Raw genomic sequence first — 15,630 nt, forward strand, 5'->3', positions numbered from 1 at the left:
GCAGAGCGGGCGTACAAGCAAGTTCCAAACCCATCGTCCGTCCTGATTGAGTCAATCTAAAATCTAAAATCTAAAATCTAAAATTGTATGACTTGGACAAGGCGACACATTCTCACTCTGGCTGATTTTACCTCGGACGAATACGATACGGTGCTGCAAACAGCAGCCAGTTTTCGGGAGGTGCTCGGCCGCCGCACGAAGAAAGTGCCGGCCCTGCAGGGTCAAGTGGTCGCGAATTTGTTTTTTGAACCTTCTACCCGGACTCGCAATAGTTTTGAGTTGGCGGCGAAGCGTCTGTCGGCGGATACGCTAAATTTTACCCCGGGAAGTTCTTCTCTGACCAAAGGGGAGACTATTCTGGATACGGCTAAGACTTATCTGGCGATGGGAACGGATTTGATGGTGATCCGGCACGAACAAGCTGGAGTTCCCAGCACGATTGCTTCGGAAATGGATCGCTTGGGTTCGAGAGTCAGCGTTCTCAATGCTGGAGACGGTCAGCACGAACACCCGTCGCAAGGTTTGCTAGACTTATTTACTATTTGTTCTCTGTTAGATACCGAACGTCCGCGGCTGGAACTGTTAGCGGGCAAAAAAATTGCTGTGGTGGGGGATATCTTGCATTCGCGGGTGGCTAGGTCTAATATTTGGAGTCTAACGGCTTCTGGGGCAGAGGTTCATTTGGCCGGGCCGCCAACTTTGCTGCCGCTGTTGTTTGCTGAGTGTGGCGATGGTAGGGAAGGGAAATTATTTTTGCACTGGCAGCTTGAACCTGCTTTGGCCGATGCTGATTTTGTGATGACTTTGCGGCTGCAAAAGGAACGGATGAGCGACCATTTGCTGCCGAGTTTACGAGAGTACCATTCTTTGTACGGGATTACGCGCGATCGGCTCAAACTCTGCAAGCAGGACGTGAAGGTGTTGCACCCGGGCCCGGTTAACCGCGGCGTGGAAATTAGTTCGGATTTGATGGACGATGCCCAGTTTAGCCTGATTTCTCAGCAAGTTACCAGCGGCGTGGCGGTGCGCATGGCATTACTTTATCTGATCGGCGGCGGTAAAGTTTAGGCTGTTAGTCGTTAGTCATGAATTTCGGATATTCGATTATTTTCAGGATCGATCGCCTCTTTACAATAATCGTTACCCAGTATGGCCGGGTAACGATTAAAACTCTTTCTAGAAATGTAAAGCGATCTAGTTAAGAGTTAGGAAAGCCAGGAAGTAGACACCCAGCCGCCGCCTTTGAGTTGGGCCCAGCCGTTTCTGTAACGGCCGGTCAATTTGATGTGGTCTCCATAATATAACTTGCCGATTACATGAGAACAGCTAGTGGGGCGGTTGCGGATATTCAGTCGGCCGCCATTCGTGACAACTTTGGCGTAGCTGTGATGGCTGTGATGGCTGCGATGGCCACAGCGTTTGTAGCAACTTGCTGCCTGCGCTTCACCGGGGGTACCCAGAACAGATAGGGCTACTGCCAGACCTGCAACGCCTATCCATGCAGAATTAGGAATTTTCAAGCCCAGTTGGTCTAACGACTTGACTTGGAGTTCGGACTCTGGAGATTCATAAGCAACAAAAGAGTGGCTCAATGCTAGTGCTTCCATAGTTTCCTCGTGATTGTTGTTAACCTTTTTTGGTGCAGACTCAGGTCGAAACCTCAATTAACAGCCCAAACTATTAACTTATGTTTTAGAAAAGGCGCATCAAGGCGTTACGGTCTTGGTGTTGCCGAGTATCCGCGAATTTGCCTGAACCCTGCACAGGTATATCATGTCATCTAAGTAGCTTTCCGGAACAAAAAAATAAATAAAGTTTACATCTGCTGCTAAAGATTTGGGCGACGCGGATTAAGTAGGAGGGCAGAATTAAACTTAACTGTGTCATTCAAAAGGGAACGAAGTTATCGATTGGGGTGGGAAATTGCTTGTACTGAGTTGCAAATGACACTACTTATTGTTGTGCTTATTTATTGAGTTGCTACAGCAAGATCGGCAGTTAATTAGATAAAAAAAGCATCCGGCTCGTCTTCAAGCACGGTCTTAATTTGGTTTTGGTGAGTCATATTGTAGCCGATCGCACTCCTACAGAAGTTCGGGGCTATGGCGTCGGGCCCTCCCCCGTGCTACGAGATTTGGATCGAGATTGGTCTCCCTGTTTCCCCGAAAAGAATACAAGACAAATCCATGGCGACTTGATTTGTGTCAAGATCGATTAACTTATCGAGCAACACTTCTTTGGCAATGAACTCCTTCGCTGCACTTTCGATCGGCACAATTCCTCAATGCCATGAATCAGACAGCTTCGCCATTACGATAGCGCCGTTGTCTGTAGAGGAAATATACGCTTTGGCAGATGACCCCGCGAACGGAGCCGTGGTAATGATGAGCGGTACAGTCCGCAACCAAACTGACGGTCAAGCTGTAGTTTCCCTAGAATATCAAGCCTACGAACCGATGGCAGTGCGAGTATTCCAGCAAATCGCTACTGAAATCCGCCGCCAGTGGGCTGATGTGAATCGAGTCGCCATTCACCACCGCGTGGGACACTTGCAGGTGGGCGAAATCAGCGTACTGGTGGCAGTTGGCTGTCCCCACCGGGACTCGGCCTTTGCAGCTTGCCAGTACGCGATAGATACGCTCAAACACAATGTACCGATTTGGAAAAAGGAACATTGGGCCGACGGTTCTAGCAGTTGGGTTAGTATTGGAGCGTGCGAGGTTGTCGGGCATTAGTCAAGGGATTTTAGATTTGAGATTTAAGATTTTTAGATTGAACAGGGGAACTTGTTACGATCTGCAAGCGTCAAAAACTGTGGAATGTTCGATGAGCCAATTCCACCGATGAGCGACTTTATTTCCGTGTCCTGGTCTGCGGTTGTGGCGACCGTTCAAAGAGTGCAATTGCCAGCCGAAAAACTCTCTAATTATGACTTGGTGTTGCGGTGTCAGGAAGGAAATCGACCTGAAAGCAATGCCTTTTCAGAACTGTTGAAGCGGTATCAGTCCCACGTAGACAGGGTTCTCTATCACTTGGCCCCTGACTGGCAGGATCGAGCCGACTTGGCTCAGGAAGTCTGGATTCGAGTCTACCGCAATATTAACCGCTTGCAAGAGCCTGTTAAATTTCGGGGCTGGCTGAGTCGCATCGCCACTAATTTGTTTTACGATGAGTTGCGGAAGCGCAAGCGGGTGCGAACTCCGCTTTCTCTGGACGTACCCCGTACTCTGGAAGATGGGGAGATTGATTGGGAAATTGCAGCCGACAGTCCGGGGCCTGATGAAGATTTGACGACTAGAGAATTTTACGATCAGTTGCGGGTGGCGATCGCAGATTTGCCGGAAGTATTCCGCACGACAATTGTTTTGAGAGAAATAGAAGGTTTAGCCTATGAGGAAATAGCCGAAATGACTGGAGTTTCTCTGGGAACTGTCAAGTCGAGAATTGCTAGAGCTCGCCAAAGATTGCAGTTGGAATTGCAAAAATATCTCGATGGTAATTAGCAAGAGTGTTTTTATTAGAGGCGGGTCAAGAAGATTTGGTGATGTTTGCTGTCACATCAAAACTTCTATTTTAAAATATAAAAAAGCAGTAAATCATTCTAATCGCAACTGCGTCCTTCCCCAAATTAAAGCAATTTTGAAATATGAATTATAACTTTGAATCGGATAAAAATCAGAATCAGCAAGATCTCGGGGATTCACTCGCTGAAACTCAAGCTAACAAAAATTATCCCCAGGGGAATGTAACTACTATGATGCGCGATCGCTTTGAATTGCTGAGTGCCTACCTCGACGGCGAAGTGACGGCGGCAGAACGCCGGCAAGTGGAGGACTGGCTGACAAATGACCCCACTACAAAGCGTTTGTACTCGCGACTGCTGATGATGCAGCATAGTTTTCAGACAATGCCGGTGCCTCCTGCGGAACAATCTGCACAGGAGTTGGCGACGAAGGTTTTGCAGCGGGTGGAACGCAAGACGAAACGAAATTTGGTTTGGCGTGGAGGGGCAATCGCAGCTTTGTTGATTGCGGTGGTGTCTGCTGTCGGTGGCGGCCGCCAATTGTTTGCTCCCCAGTTTGCTCGATCGCCCGTTCCTGCTGAATCTGACGGTTTGATTGTGGCTTTGAACGAGCCTCTGGTGGAGATTGTTAATCCGAACGATTTGATGCTTGGGGTGAACGCACCGATCGTGGATATTCCCAAAGTTGGTGTAGCAACCCCTCAAAAGTCATTGCCAAAGGCGCAGTAAGGTTTCTGTTTTGAGCAATAACGGAAGTTGCTAAGCTCCCTAAAAAAGGGGGCTTTTTGCTGTTTTTTCCAGTTTTTAAAGGTGGATAGATCCTTTGACACTTCCCCGGCTTTGAATGACGAATTGTGGGGCGATCGCATCTTGATATCGGAGTAGGTAGCGAGTGGAATTAGAGCGGGCGATCGCACTTGTCACCAGTTTTTTTGATATTTGCGATCGGCAACAGCAATGTCTCCTCAATTTCCTGCCGCACAGCAGGAGATACATTACAACCGCTATTGAGGCAATATACCAGCAATTTCACTCGTCCTCATCAGAAAATAGAGAAGGTAAATCCCGTTCTCCCCTCACGATCCGAACAATTTCAATTAAGTTGTCCAGCGCCCGATAAAGAATTATGTAACCCCTGATAGGAATTCCCCGCACAGAAGGAGCTAGTTCCTCGTAACTGCGCCCTATATTGGGGAACTGAACTAAATTACGACACTTTTTATCAAAGTCTTCAACAAATTGTTCACCTGCTTCTACATTCCTAGTTGTAAAGTAATCGGTAATTTCATTGAGATCGCGACTGGCTTCAGGGGAAATAATGTAGCGGCTCATTGTTGATTTTCCCGCATTTTGCGAAATTTTTCCCGCAATCTAGCTATAACTATCTCCCCATCAATTCCTTCGCCGCGTTCAAGCTGAGCTAGTCCTGCCGATACTTTTGGACGAGTTTCATCGACCCATTCTTGATAACGATCGCTCTGTTGCCGATCGCTTCTGTCTGCGAGTAGTTCCAACGCCGCAGCAATTACCTCATCCACCGAAGAATATTTGCCACTTTTGACTTGCGCTTCAATAAATTTATTATGGTCAGGTTTTAGAGTAATGTTCATGCGCTTTACTTCTAATAACTTTTAGCCATTATATCATTTCTACTGGCTCTCTCCGTGTAAAGGCGAAGGGGAGGGCGATGGGGAGCAATTAAACTCGATCGCACTTGTCACCAGTTTTTTGGATATTTGCGACCGGCAACAGCAATGTCTCCTCAATTTCCTGCCGCACAGCAGGAGATACATTACAACCGCTATTGAGGCAATATACCAGCAATTTATTAGCATCGTAATACTTCCTCAGCAATGACTTCTGCTGTTCGCTAAATTGCCAATCGTGACCTATATTGCGATAGGAAATAATGATTTTTCTTAATTCGCTAGTCCAAACTTGTCCGTTAGCTTGCCACCATTGCCTAAATATTTCCTTGTCACCATCTGGCTGAGGTAGCTGTTTCTTAAGTTCTTGCAGTGCTTGCATTAATTCAGGTTCAACAAGAGGGATAAGAAGAATGTCGTGGGCAAGACTAAGGGCTGGATCAATAGCACCGTCAAGTACAGGCAAAATAGCAAGGTCAAGAACAAGGTCAAGGGTAAATTCAACAGCAGGGTCAAAGGTATGTTTAACGGCAAGGTAAAGGGCTGGGTCAAGGAAGCGTTCAGGGTTACGATTAAGAGCAAGCTCAAGGCAAGGAAGAAGGGAAAAGTAAAAGAATCTCACTGCCGCAGGTTTGTACGGAAAATCAACAGAAAGGGATTTTTGGTTGACCCACAGTAGGAATTGCTGTAACTGCTCATCCTTAGCGATCGGCCCATCAACTTGCTGTTTGATTAACAGCAACAAGTCATCAGCTTTTTGCAACATCCCAACTGCTAACAACAAAACTTCTCGCCAACGCTTCTCTGTCAGGTGACTGACCAGTTTTCCCAAAGCTTGTGGAGCGGAATTATGAACTATTTCTGTAGCAGTCAAATACTCTTGGAATGTTAGATGAGAAAACGAATAAATCCCTCTTGCCCTCTCCACTAATAATCCATGTTGTGCCTCGATCGCCTTCAGGACAACCTCACTATCCATTTCTAACTGAACGCGGTCAGTTGTGGCATCGGGTAAGTGAGCCAGATAGTCGGCAATCAATTGCTGAACAGTATTTTTTTCAAAAAAATAATCGCCCTGCTCAAAAGTAATAGCTGCCACAAAAGCAAGTAAATGTTGTTTGCGGGAAAAATTTAAATCTCGATAAACTTCATCCCGTTGAATGCCTCTAGTCTCATCCCATTTTCTGAGCATAATTTCCATTCCTTCCTCATACAACTTGGCTCGGTTGGATGGAAAATCTGCTTTGGCTTGGAATACCAAACAAGTCAGATTAAGCAAAATTGGCGTTACTGCTAGTTCTCGAATTTGCTGATTTTTTTGCAGTGTCAGCGTCTCTACAAATTGAGAGGCTAAAGCTTTCCCTGCCTCAAGATTCTGGGAAAATGCTGCAAACCAATTTTTAGCAAAGGCAGCGGTTTGCTCGCAATTAAAATCCGCTACCTCAACACAGGTAAAGGCTTCGTCGTGAAATCGGTACTTAGCAGCGGCAATTCGACAGGTAATAATAAACTGATTGTTGTAATACTTTTTGACAAACTGACGAATCTGTCTGACGACTGCATCGCTATCCGATTCGGGCACTTCATCTAAGCCGTCCAATAAAATCAAACCTCGGCCTTGACTAAGTACAGATTCAGTTTGCGATCGCGCCTCAACTCCGTAACTGGCAATTTCGTCGCTGATATATTCTAATAAGTCAAGATTAGTGATTTCAGCAAAGTTTTTCAGAGAGATAAAAATCGGTATTTTGTTTGCTTCAAATTTGGCGCGATCGCACTGAATGGCGATGTGTTTCAAAAAAGTAGTTTTACCGGAACCAGGTTTGCCGAGTACCATCAATTTAGAGTGAGATTTCACCGCATCCAATCCTGGTACTCGTTTCTGGCATACTTTACCTAATCCCAAGCGGTTAAAGTTATCCGCATCTGGGTTGAAGTCTCTGAGTAAATCGCGAATTTCTCCCGGCTGCCAACTGGTAATTTCCTCCAAAATGTTGACTTCAACGTACAGGTTGCTGACATCAACGGGCTGTGCAATATCCAACAGTTGCATTTTGCTGTAAAGCTGTTGGATTTTGGTGTGGCATTTTTGCCGTATTTCTTCGACTACCGAATCAATAGGCTGTTGGCAAAAATCTCTAACCCCCCCAACCCCCCCTTGGTAAGGGGAGGCTAAAGGAGGACGATCGACAATTTCTTCCCAATTCAACTGCAAAACCGTGCAGAAAGCCTTGAAAGCATTAGCTTTAATGGGTTCTCTTCCTCCTAAAAAGCGCCTCCAAGTTGGCAGGGAGAGGCCATCGGCATAGGGCCCGGCTTCTGTCCAAGTTCGATCTGGCTCTAATGTTTGACTAGCTTCTACTAGCCATCTGGGGTCTTCTATCGTCGAGCCCCTTTCTCTTCTAGCTTGCCTAATTTTTACTAATCCCTCCTCAGAGGCCTTGAGGGTCGTCATTATATAATTTACTTCTCTAATTGTCAATGTCTGTTTTCGCTCAGTTTAGCGATCGCAAACTGAGTTTGTCAAGACCCCAGCAACAAAGAGAAAATGATCGTGACAACAACTGCACGGCATACGGGAAAAGTCAGGCATAAATCATGCAAACTTAATCGTTTAGAATGCCACTCTCTTTTTTAGGTAAAAAAGTACACATTAAATGATGACAAAGGATAGCACCATGAGAGATAACTTAGATGAAATTCCGTCAGGTGGGATAGGTATAAAAATTATTGGCAAAATTGCCGATGAGCTAAGTTATACCCGCACTTCTGACGGTCGAAACTGTCTGTTCATTGTAAAATTATTATCAGCAGCCTGGTCTAGTACCATCCCAATACAGCATTCAAGATGGTTTTTTTAAGCGGGCGATCGATGTTTTAAACAGATTTAATTTTTTCGGGGTTCAAAAGCAACGAAATCGCCAACCCGAGCCAAGTTCTAACGAGCAAGTTCCAAAAATTAGCCTTCAACTAAAACTAAATACTGATATTAAGGCTGTTGCTCAAGTTTTATCGTGGGTTGAACAGTTTTTTAGATCCTCTACCAATTCCCTTAGTCGTTTTGCATCAGTGTAAACTTGCTGTGATTGAAGGGTTTACGAATGCTGTTCGCCACGCTCACAAAAATCTGCCATTAGAAACTCCGATAGAGATTGAAATAATGGTATTTAACGAACACCTCGAAGTAAAAATTTGGGATTGGGGAGAGCCTTTTGACATTCAAGCGAAGTTGAAAGAAGAATTGCACCAAAAAAGTCTGTATTAGTTGGAACAACCTAGGATTTACGCTTCACTAAAGCTGTTCTTTAATTGCCAGGTTTAAGTTGACAAGAGAAAGAAACTTTTTTGTGATGACTACTGATACTACTGCCAAGATTCTCGTTGTGGATGATGACCCAGCCATCCGCACTCTAGTTCATCGTTTTTTAACTCAGAAATATCAAGTAGATTCGGCAGCAGATGGCGAGACGGCTTTAGAATTGTTTGAGAAATTCAAGCCACTGCTAGTAGTTCTTGATTGGAATTTGCCGGATACTACAGGCTATCACCTCTGCCAGGAAATGCAGCGCCGTACTAATGTTTTTGTGGTAATGCTAAGCAGCCGCACCGACGAAGCCGATCGACTTAAAGCCCTGTCCGCCGGTGCGGATGACTATATCTGCAAACCCTTTGGTTTGGCGGAGTTGGCAATTCGTATAGAAGTTGTGTTGAGACGCATGAGGCCTGTCACTCCATCGCGTATTGTATTCGATCGATTCGCGATCGATTCAGCGCGTCGGGAAGCAACACTCAACGATCGCATTATCAAGTTAACAGCCTTGGAATTTAATATTTTGTATTTGTTGGCTAGTCATTCCGGTCAATCTTGGAGTCGCCAACAGCTAATCGAAAAAATCTGGGGGTGGAACTGCGACGACACAGGAGAAAAGCAACTTGTTACCGTACATATTGGTCAGATTCGCAAAAAAATGATTCAAGTTGATGCTACTGGATCGCAGTTTATTAAAACTATTCGGGGTTACGGTTACAGGTTCGATCCGCCCTCGCGCACGGCAATGGCAATTTACTAAGCTCATCGGCATTAACCACTTTATTTGGTGAAAAACCGATTTTCCCACCTGCCGTGGGGCAGCCAGATGCCTCCTAGGGAACGAACGCGATCGGGTAACATGAAGTATGCCCAAGCCGTGCCTAAAGGTTTGAGGTGTCGATCGAAGATTTCGATTTCCTGCCGCTGATATTCGTTTTGTGTCGGTGCCCGCAGCGGATGATAATCTTCCAGTCGGTCTAAATCGTCCAAAATAGTCGAATTTGCGAAACACAGGAGAAAACCGCAGACTGTGCCATCTCCGGCCATCATCGCAGGATAGCCGATCGGCAGGGCAAAAAGTTGACCGCGGGCGATCGCGGGGCAAGCATCCACAACTTTTCCTTCGCAGTAGCGGAGGTAGTTGCACTCCCCCGGTTTGAGAGTGCCGTAGACAAAGACTTTCATCGGGTAGGGCCTAACCGCTAGTTTTTGCTAACGTTTTTGCTAACATAGATGGCTAAGCTAATAGTTTAAGTCTCGCGGGCGATCGCGACTGCAATTTTGATAAATTTCGTTGTTTACCCTTTCTTATAATTCATGACTCTAGCAGTTAGTCTTATTGCTTTTGGACTTCGGCCTTTGTACTTGAGCTCTTTCTTGCCGTCCCTGCCCCTGGACAGCTTGTTTTCGACTCAAGGGATTATGGTAATGCTGCTGGCCGCCTATGCGGGGGCGATGTGGATGTTTCTCACAAGTGCTCCGAAAGTACACACGGTCATGGTATCGGATCTCGGACAAGCGAGGGAGTTCTATGAAGGTATGCTAAACCTGCCAGTAGCAGAAGTGCCGCTGCACTACTACTACAATTACGAGCAAACTTTGGGGACAACTGGTATCGATCCGCTGTATTTGTCGCCTAATGTCGGGAGGGCAACCAGCTCTCAAACGATGGGGAGTCCGGATGGTTTGTGGTATCAGTTGATGAAAAATACCCAACTGCACATCATTAGCGGGGCCGGTGCAGGGGAAAAAAATCGCCAGCGTCACGTTTGTTTCGATCGCGATTGTTTGGATCAGCTATTGATGAGGGTACAAACTCGCGGCATTAGTTATAAAATTCGCCGGGAAAAGCCGCTGAATTTTTTGGTCAAGGATTATGACGGCCGCGTGATTGAAATGGCTGAGGTTAGTAATTAGATAAGACTCGGCGGTTAAAACCGATCCTACACAAACTTTGGTCACTGCAGAGAGCGACTAAATAATAAAAGGGGTATTAAAGCCGAATTTGGTATTATATCCCAAGTTAGAAACCCGGTTTATCTAAAAAACCGGGTTTCTTGTTTGTCAATTAATCTTAGATTCAACGCTAGATTTTTCCGATGTCGCCACTGCTTTAATCTCTGGAATCGCTTTCCGGCTGAAAATTTGGAAGTAAAGAGAAACAAAAAACTCTTTGACGGGAAAAACTATAAAAGTCAAAGGATTAATTGTGACGATGATATTGCGGGCATCGGCTTTAGCTTGTTTGACAATTTGCTGTGCTACCCAATCTGGCGACATGATGCCGATCGGGTTTAAGTTGCTTTTAAACGGCCCTAAAATCAGTTTGCGAACAATGCAGGGCGCGTCTAGCCGCCGCAGGGTGACTAAATCTCCCAGGGCGCGTTTGCTGAGTTCGTACAGGGGACTGACAGCGGGAATTACTTCTGCTTCGGAAGTGTTGATCCAGACTTCTTTGCAAGCGATGTTTTCGTTAGTGCGGACTGTTAAGAAAAAGAGTTCCATCAGCCGCCACGCGGAAAAAGTGTTAATTTCGTATGAGTTGGCGATCGCCTCTCCTGTTCTTTCTCGCTGTACGTTAATCCCGTGATTGATGACGAGAATATCGATTTTTTCTAACAATAGGGCTAAGTCTGCCTCTTGGCCAGCTTGCCAAGTTACGGTTTTTACAGGTAAATTTTCGCCGTCTATATTCAAAGTAATTCCCTCATTTCCCGAGGTGAGGGCGATAACTTTTGCACCAGCTTTGTGCAGGTGTTGGAGAAGCGAACGACCTAAAGTTCCCGATGCACCGGTGACGGCTACAGTTTTGCCTTTGAGAGAAAGTGCTGTACCCATAAGTTTATCTATTAAGGTGAAAGTACCGCAATAGTAAGCATTTTGATTGTCGAAGTGGTGCCGCCAGTGATAAGGTTTATTAACTAACCACTTGCCAGGGGGAGTAAGGAAGTCTCCCGGTTGGTGGGTGATGTCGGTTAATTCGTCTGCGCCTTTGATGCCGATCGCGCGGGCGATCGCGCTCAACAAAAAGCCTAAAGTATAAATACAACCCGCTGCTGCACCCCAGTGGTATTCCGGCAACCAAAAATAAGCTACAACCCACAGCAACAAGCCCAAAACCATCATCGCCGCAGCTTCGGGCACGTCGTGACGCCAGTGTGCTTGCTTGTAAATTGTCTCGCTGACGGGGGTCAAATTCGGGCGGAAAACGCGGTGATGCCAAGTGTGCAGCTTTTGCAGGGGTGCCCAATAATGGGACACGACGTGATAAAAGTCTCGTATTATTTCTGCCCAGCAGACAGAAGCTATTGCCACAGCGCCGACTATCCAGTAATTTACCATGCTCGCACCAGTTTGAAATTTGAGATATTAGATATTGTCTGCTTTGAAAGATAACTCAAAATGGCTTTTATTGCTAGTCGGGAAGTTGACTCAGGCGTTTTAAAATCTGCAAAACCCGGTACAATTCATTGCCGGGATTGGAAATAACAAATTCCGCCGATCGGGCATACTGGGGAGTTTCACCTCTAACTAACTTGACAAAATTGAAGTTAGCACCTGTGGCAATCATGCCAAAAGTAGGAGTTTCTGCTTTGGGATCGGCCAGCATATATGTCAGGAGTTGGGCAAGTGCTTCGTCAGTTGAAAACGAAAGTTGTTTGGATTCAATTACTGTCACCCACAAGTTTGCTTTCATATTTAGGATATCTATTGTGCCTTCGATGATTCTGCCTTCGTCTTCCTGTTGAATGGATATCGAGTTTTCGGCTTTGACTGGAAAAGGGGACTCATACAGGCCGGCAATAAAAAAAATGGGGCTGATTATTGTTAGCTTGACTGCATTTTCCAATACAGGCGGGTTGTCTACAAAGTTGAAGTATATATCTTGGACGCGATCGAGCAATTGTTTTTCTGAGTCTGTTACTTCGGGTAAGTTTTCTTGCCATTCTCGGAAAAATTCGCTGTTGCGAACTCGCTGTCAACCGAAGTTATCGATTAGATAGCGGAGGTTTATATCTCTTGTTTGTAGTTTTTGCATTATGATTTATAAAGGGTTTTATGGTTATTAATAAGTTTAGCATAATTGGATTTTTAACCGCAGATGAACGCAAATGAACGCAGATGAAATTCTGAGTAAGTTAATTTGGCTTAGATGTCTGTTTATTGGGATTTGCGATCGACAATTGGCTGTTTTTGTGCAGCTTGCATTTGCAGCAATTGCGGCACGGTTACAAAACGATATCCCTGCTGTTTGAGTTTGGGAATAATTGCAGATAGCGCCTCGACTGTTTGCTGGCGATTTCCGCCGCCGTCGTGCAACAATACGATCGCCCCCGTTGAAGCTTGGGATAGCACGCTACGGGCGATCGCAGCCGCCGAAGGTTGCAGAAAGTCTTTAGGGTCGATCGACCACATCACCACTACATAATTTTTCTTTTTAGCGTAGTTAGCCAAACCGTTATTTAAGCGGCCGCCGGGAGGGCGAAACAAGAAACTTTTTGCCCGAGTCGATCGATAAATATGAACCGCAGTATTATCTATTTCATTCGATGCTGTTTTTGCGGTAACATTGTGAGAATAGTGATGCCAAGTATGGTTGCCGATCGCATTTCCCGCTTGCACAACTCTTTTCGCAATTTCTGGATACTGCCGCAAATTTGCACCCAAGCAGAAAAATGTGCCCACAACTTGATGTTTGTGCAAAACTTCTAATATTTTCAAAGTTTCAGGCGTTGGACCATCGTCAAATGTCAGGGCGATAACTTTTGAGTTGTGAATACTGGCTTTATAAACGATTTGACTGCGAAATTGCGCGGGCGGTGCGAAGACTAAAGGTTGTTCGGGAGGTTGGGGAGAGGGAGTTGCGGGGGGAGAAGGGGGTATTTTGACTTTTGGGGGTTTCAGGAGGTTTGGAGGCGGATTTTCAACGGGTGCGATCGGTATTAGCGGATTTGACTTGGCTGTTTTTCTGTTTGACCACAACAGGGAAATTGTGAGGCTCAATCCGATAAGTATAACTGTTTTAGTTAGCGATTTTTTATTAAATTTGCGACTCATCAGGTAGAGGATTTATTTTGAACAATCTCATTATGCCTGATTGTTCAGCTAGGTTGCAAATTAGGTAAATTAATTTTTTTGGCAAAATGTCGATACAGTGGCGATCGAGACTTTCATCTAAAATTATACAGACCTTTTGATATCACGTAGGATACTTATCAGTAGGAAGGTGGATGCCAACATAACCGATAATCACCTTTGTTGTCTTTACTTCTGGGAAGAAGTGAATTCGCCAATTGCATTCTTTCAGTTTGACGTGTCGTTCAAACAGACGTTCCTCACCGTCAGGACAAAGAAAGGTTCGCTCTCTCCAATATTGGTTAAGGGTAGGTTCACTTTCTCCCGACTCCTCAAAAGGATAACCCTCTAGACTAAAAGATCCCGCCTGCCAATTCTTAGCGCACTTATCAAGAACAGACAATACTTCTAAAACAAGTTCGAGCTTTTTTTCTCCTGTACGAAGTCTTCGCAACTGCTTATTGCCAGCTTTACAAAATTGCAGACTAGGGAACAACTCCTCTCTACGATTCCAGAGTTCCATCCCGTTAAGCCTGTCTGATTGGAGACGGTTTTTAATCCAATCAGCGTGTTCTAGAACGTGATTTTTCTGACTAGCATGAATAACCTCTACGCTTTCTTCTCTCAGCTCCCCATTCTCGTCAATTTGTATTAGTTCTAACTTGATACAACTGCTATTCCACAATGACTCTGAATTCAGACTAATTGTCAATGTTTCAAGGTAGTAAGCAACTTTAAACCCTTCTGCTGGGCTACCCTGTAAGCTCAACTCACAATCTGAATCTTCAACTTTTATTTTAATCTCTACATCGTCAATATTACCGAATAAACGGTTAGTTGCCAGCGTTAGCAGAAAAAACTGCTCGTCTTTATTAACTTCAGGATCGTTAAGCCAACGACGAAGAGGATAGTTTTCTGCAAGTACCATAGCATAAAAATCTGTTTGAGTGCGAATTCCCTTCAGTCCACAGCCTTTAGCTTCACGCATCGTACTAATCAATTCTGACATCCATTGTCGTGCCGTAGAAATATCAGGAGCAAGAGTTCGCGCAGACAGTTCATTAAACACCATCTCCAAATCCATCTCTTATTCTCCTTCCACCGCAGGTGCCAACAAAATCTCCAAGCTGTTGGCCCACTCATCAAAAAAACCCTCCGGCCATCGATCAATTCGTCCGTTGCGATCGATTTTTGGCGATATTACCTCAGTCACAGCTTGTCCTTCTTTATTTTGACGCTGGAAGTAATGCAACCGAACATCTTTCGGGTCAAGTTTGCCCCCGTGAACCGCAAGGCGAATCCCATTTAAAACATGATCGCTGTGAGTTTCTATCACAACTTGAACCCCACCGCTAGCTGCCAAAGCTAACAATTCACCCATTTTAACTTGTCCTTTCGGATGGAGATGCGCTTCAGGATTTTCAATTAAAATGATTGTACCAGGTGTTGATGCAAGTGCCGCTACAATAATCGGTAAAGTGTAGCTAATTCCAAATCCCACATTAGTTGCACGGTAAGGATTGCTATCTCCATAGGAATATTGAAAACTCATTAAATCGACATCTGATTTGACCTCAATTTTGAGGCGCGTACCCGGACTAATTTCTCCCATCCACGCCTCCACTTGGTCTATCAACTCCATTGATTTTACTTGAACATCACCTGGTTCAATCTTTGATTTTACATCAGGATGGCTGAGACTACTATTAGGAATAACTTGACCCCCTTTCACAGAAAGAAAATGTGCAGTATATTCACCTTTAATACCGAGTTGGTCAAGCTGTCGTACTTGGTAGTCTGACATTTCATTAAATGGACGCGGCCCGATCCGTTCTGCCTGAAGGTAGTGAAAGTTCTTACCAAAAAGATTCGATTGATACACTTCTGAACTAACTTGTTCCGAATCAATGTTCAACACATCTACCTCTTTGTCATATTTAAAAGTCCATACCCCCTTGCTGTTGTTTTCCCAAACAATGTCAAAACCAATTAATTCCTCTTTAGCTCCTTCAAACAGTGCGTCTTGAGCAGTACCAATTTTCACTAGATCCCCATTAAGCGCCAACCCTTTTTGT

The 15,630-nt window shown here is 45.1% G+C and carries 18 protein-coding genes; 7 read left to right on the forward strand and 11 right to left on the reverse strand.

The window, feature by feature from the left end; translation table 11 throughout:
* Positions 1 to 87: 87 nt before the first annotated feature.
* Positions 88 to 1,068: an aspartate carbamoyltransferase catalytic subunit gene (locus tag QUB30_RS09605; protein WP_333332397.1), complete on the forward strand. Its 981-nt coding sequence runs from the start codon at positions 88 to 90 to the stop codon at positions 1,066 to 1,068.
* A gap of 137 nt (positions 1,069 to 1,205) precedes the next feature.
* Here the strand turns inward: QUB30_RS09605 and QUB30_RS09610 are convergent, their stop codons facing one another.
* Positions 1,206 to 1,607 carry an SH3 domain-containing protein gene (locus QUB30_RS09610; RefSeq protein ID WP_333332400.1) on the reverse strand — a complete coding sequence of 134 codons (402 nt, stop codon included), beginning with the start codon at positions 1,605 to 1,607 and terminating at the stop codon, positions 1,206 to 1,208.
* 636 nt (positions 1,608 to 2,243) lie between these two features.
* On the opposite strand from QUB30_RS09610, the gene QUB30_RS09615 reads away from it, so the two are divergent.
* From QUB30_RS09615 to QUB30_RS09625, 3 genes are all read left to right on the forward strand, one after another.
* Positions 2,244 to 2,735, forward strand: a complete 492-nt coding sequence (locus QUB30_RS09615) for a molybdenum cofactor biosynthesis protein MoaE (RefSeq protein ID WP_333332573.1) — start codon at positions 2,244 to 2,246, stop codon at positions 2,733 to 2,735.
* A 108-nt stretch (positions 2,736 to 2,843) separates the two neighbouring features.
* Positions 2,844 to 3,503: a sigma-70 family RNA polymerase sigma factor gene (locus QUB30_RS09620; protein WP_333332576.1), complete on the forward strand. Its 660-nt coding sequence runs from the start codon at positions 2,844 to 2,846 to the stop codon at positions 3,501 to 3,503.
* Between the two features lie 143 nt (positions 3,504 to 3,646).
* Positions 3,647 to 4,252, forward strand: a complete 606-nt coding sequence (locus QUB30_RS09625; RefSeq protein ID WP_333332403.1) for a zf-HC2 domain-containing protein — start codon at positions 3,647 to 3,649, stop codon at positions 4,250 to 4,252.
* Between the two features lie 169 nt (positions 4,253 to 4,421).
* On the opposite strand, the gene QUB30_RS09630 is transcribed toward QUB30_RS09625, so the two are convergent.
* The 4 genes from QUB30_RS09630 to QUB30_RS09645 form a co-directional block, all read right to left on the reverse strand.
* Positions 4,422 to 4,556, reverse strand: coding sequence for an NACHT C-terminal helical domain 2-containing protein (locus QUB30_RS09630; protein ID WP_333332406.1), 135 nt, complete (start codon positions 4,554 to 4,556; stop codon positions 4,422 to 4,424).
* Entirely contained in the window at positions 4,553 to 4,855 is a 303-nt protein-coding gene (locus QUB30_RS09635; protein ID WP_333332409.1) for a type II toxin-antitoxin system RelE/ParE family toxin, read from the reverse strand. The genes QUB30_RS09630 and QUB30_RS09635 overlap by 4 nt, the downstream gene beginning before the upstream one ends.
* Positions 4,852 to 5,133 (reverse strand): type II toxin-antitoxin system ParD family antitoxin, encoded by a 282-nt coding sequence (locus QUB30_RS09640; protein ID WP_333332411.1) that lies wholly within the window; start codon positions 5,131 to 5,133, stop codon positions 4,852 to 4,854. Before QUB30_RS09640 ends, QUB30_RS09635 begins: the two co-directional genes overlap by 4 nt.
* An 88-nt stretch (positions 5,134 to 5,221) precedes the next feature.
* Positions 5,222 to 7,624 carry an NACHT domain-containing NTPase gene (locus tag QUB30_RS09645; protein WP_333332414.1) on the reverse strand — a complete coding sequence of 801 codons (2,403 nt, stop codon included), beginning with the start codon at positions 7,622 to 7,624 and terminating at the stop codon, positions 5,222 to 5,224.
* A gap of 564 nt (positions 7,625 to 8,188) precedes the next feature.
* On the opposite strand from QUB30_RS09645, the gene QUB30_RS09650 reads away from it, so the two are divergent.
* Both QUB30_RS09650 and QUB30_RS09655 read left to right on the forward strand, forming a co-directional pair.
* Positions 8,189 to 8,434, forward strand: coding sequence for an ATP-binding protein (locus QUB30_RS09650; RefSeq protein ID WP_333332417.1), 246 nt, complete (start codon positions 8,189 to 8,191; stop codon positions 8,432 to 8,434).
* A gap of 85 nt (positions 8,435 to 8,519) precedes the next feature.
* On the forward strand, positions 8,520 to 9,239 hold the full coding sequence (locus QUB30_RS09655) for a response regulator transcription factor (RefSeq protein WP_333332420.1): 720 nt from the start codon (positions 8,520 to 8,522) through the stop codon (positions 9,237 to 9,239).
* 20 nt (positions 9,240 to 9,259) lie between these two features.
* On the opposite strand, the gene QUB30_RS09660 is transcribed toward QUB30_RS09655, so the two are convergent.
* The gene (locus QUB30_RS09660) at positions 9,260 to 9,664 is read right to left on the reverse strand and encodes a gamma-glutamylcyclotransferase (protein WP_333332422.1); all 405 of its coding nucleotides are present in this window, start codon (positions 9,662 to 9,664) and stop codon (positions 9,260 to 9,262) included.
* Between the two features lie 132 nt (positions 9,665 to 9,796).
* On the opposite strand from QUB30_RS09660, the gene QUB30_RS09665 reads away from it, so the two are divergent.
* Positions 9,797 to 10,396 carry a glyoxalase-like domain protein gene (locus QUB30_RS09665; protein WP_333332425.1) on the forward strand — a complete coding sequence of 200 codons (600 nt, stop codon included), beginning with the start codon at positions 9,797 to 9,799 and terminating at the stop codon, positions 10,394 to 10,396.
* 147 nt (positions 10,397 to 10,543) lie between these two features.
* Here the strand turns inward: QUB30_RS09665 and QUB30_RS09670 are convergent, their stop codons facing one another.
* From QUB30_RS09670 to QUB30_RS09690, 5 genes are all read right to left on the reverse strand, one after another.
* Positions 10,544 to 11,821, reverse strand: coding sequence for a bifunctional sterol desaturase/short chain dehydrogenase (locus QUB30_RS09670; protein ID WP_333332428.1), 1,278 nt, complete (start codon positions 11,819 to 11,821; stop codon positions 10,544 to 10,546).
* 73 nt (positions 11,822 to 11,894) lie between these two features.
* The gene (locus QUB30_RS09675) at positions 11,895 to 12,383 is read right to left on the reverse strand and encodes a restriction endonuclease subunit R (RefSeq protein ID WP_333332431.1); all 489 of its coding nucleotides are present in this window, start codon (positions 12,381 to 12,383) and stop codon (positions 11,895 to 11,897) included.
* 257 nt (positions 12,384 to 12,640) lie between these two features.
* Positions 12,641 to 13,537, reverse strand: coding sequence for a polysaccharide deacetylase family protein (locus QUB30_RS09680; RefSeq protein WP_333332435.1), 897 nt, complete (start codon positions 13,535 to 13,537; stop codon positions 12,641 to 12,643).
* A gap of 142 nt (positions 13,538 to 13,679) precedes the next feature.
* Positions 13,680 to 14,639: a hypothetical protein gene (locus QUB30_RS09685; RefSeq protein WP_333332440.1), complete on the reverse strand. Its 960-nt coding sequence runs from the start codon at positions 14,637 to 14,639 to the stop codon at positions 13,680 to 13,682.
* A 3-nt stretch (positions 14,640 to 14,642) separates the two neighbouring features.
* The gene (locus tag QUB30_RS09690; RefSeq protein WP_333332443.1) at positions 14,643 to 15,599 is read right to left on the reverse strand and encodes a DUF3696 domain-containing protein; all 957 of its coding nucleotides are present in this window, start codon (positions 15,597 to 15,599) and stop codon (positions 14,643 to 14,645) included.
* Positions 15,600 to 15,630: the final 31 nt, after the last annotated feature.

The organism is Microcoleus sp. BROC3 (genome assembly GCF_036702515.1).
In the GTDB taxonomy this organism is placed as follows: domain Bacteria; phylum Cyanobacteriota; class Cyanobacteriia; order Cyanobacteriales; family Microcoleaceae; genus Microcoleus.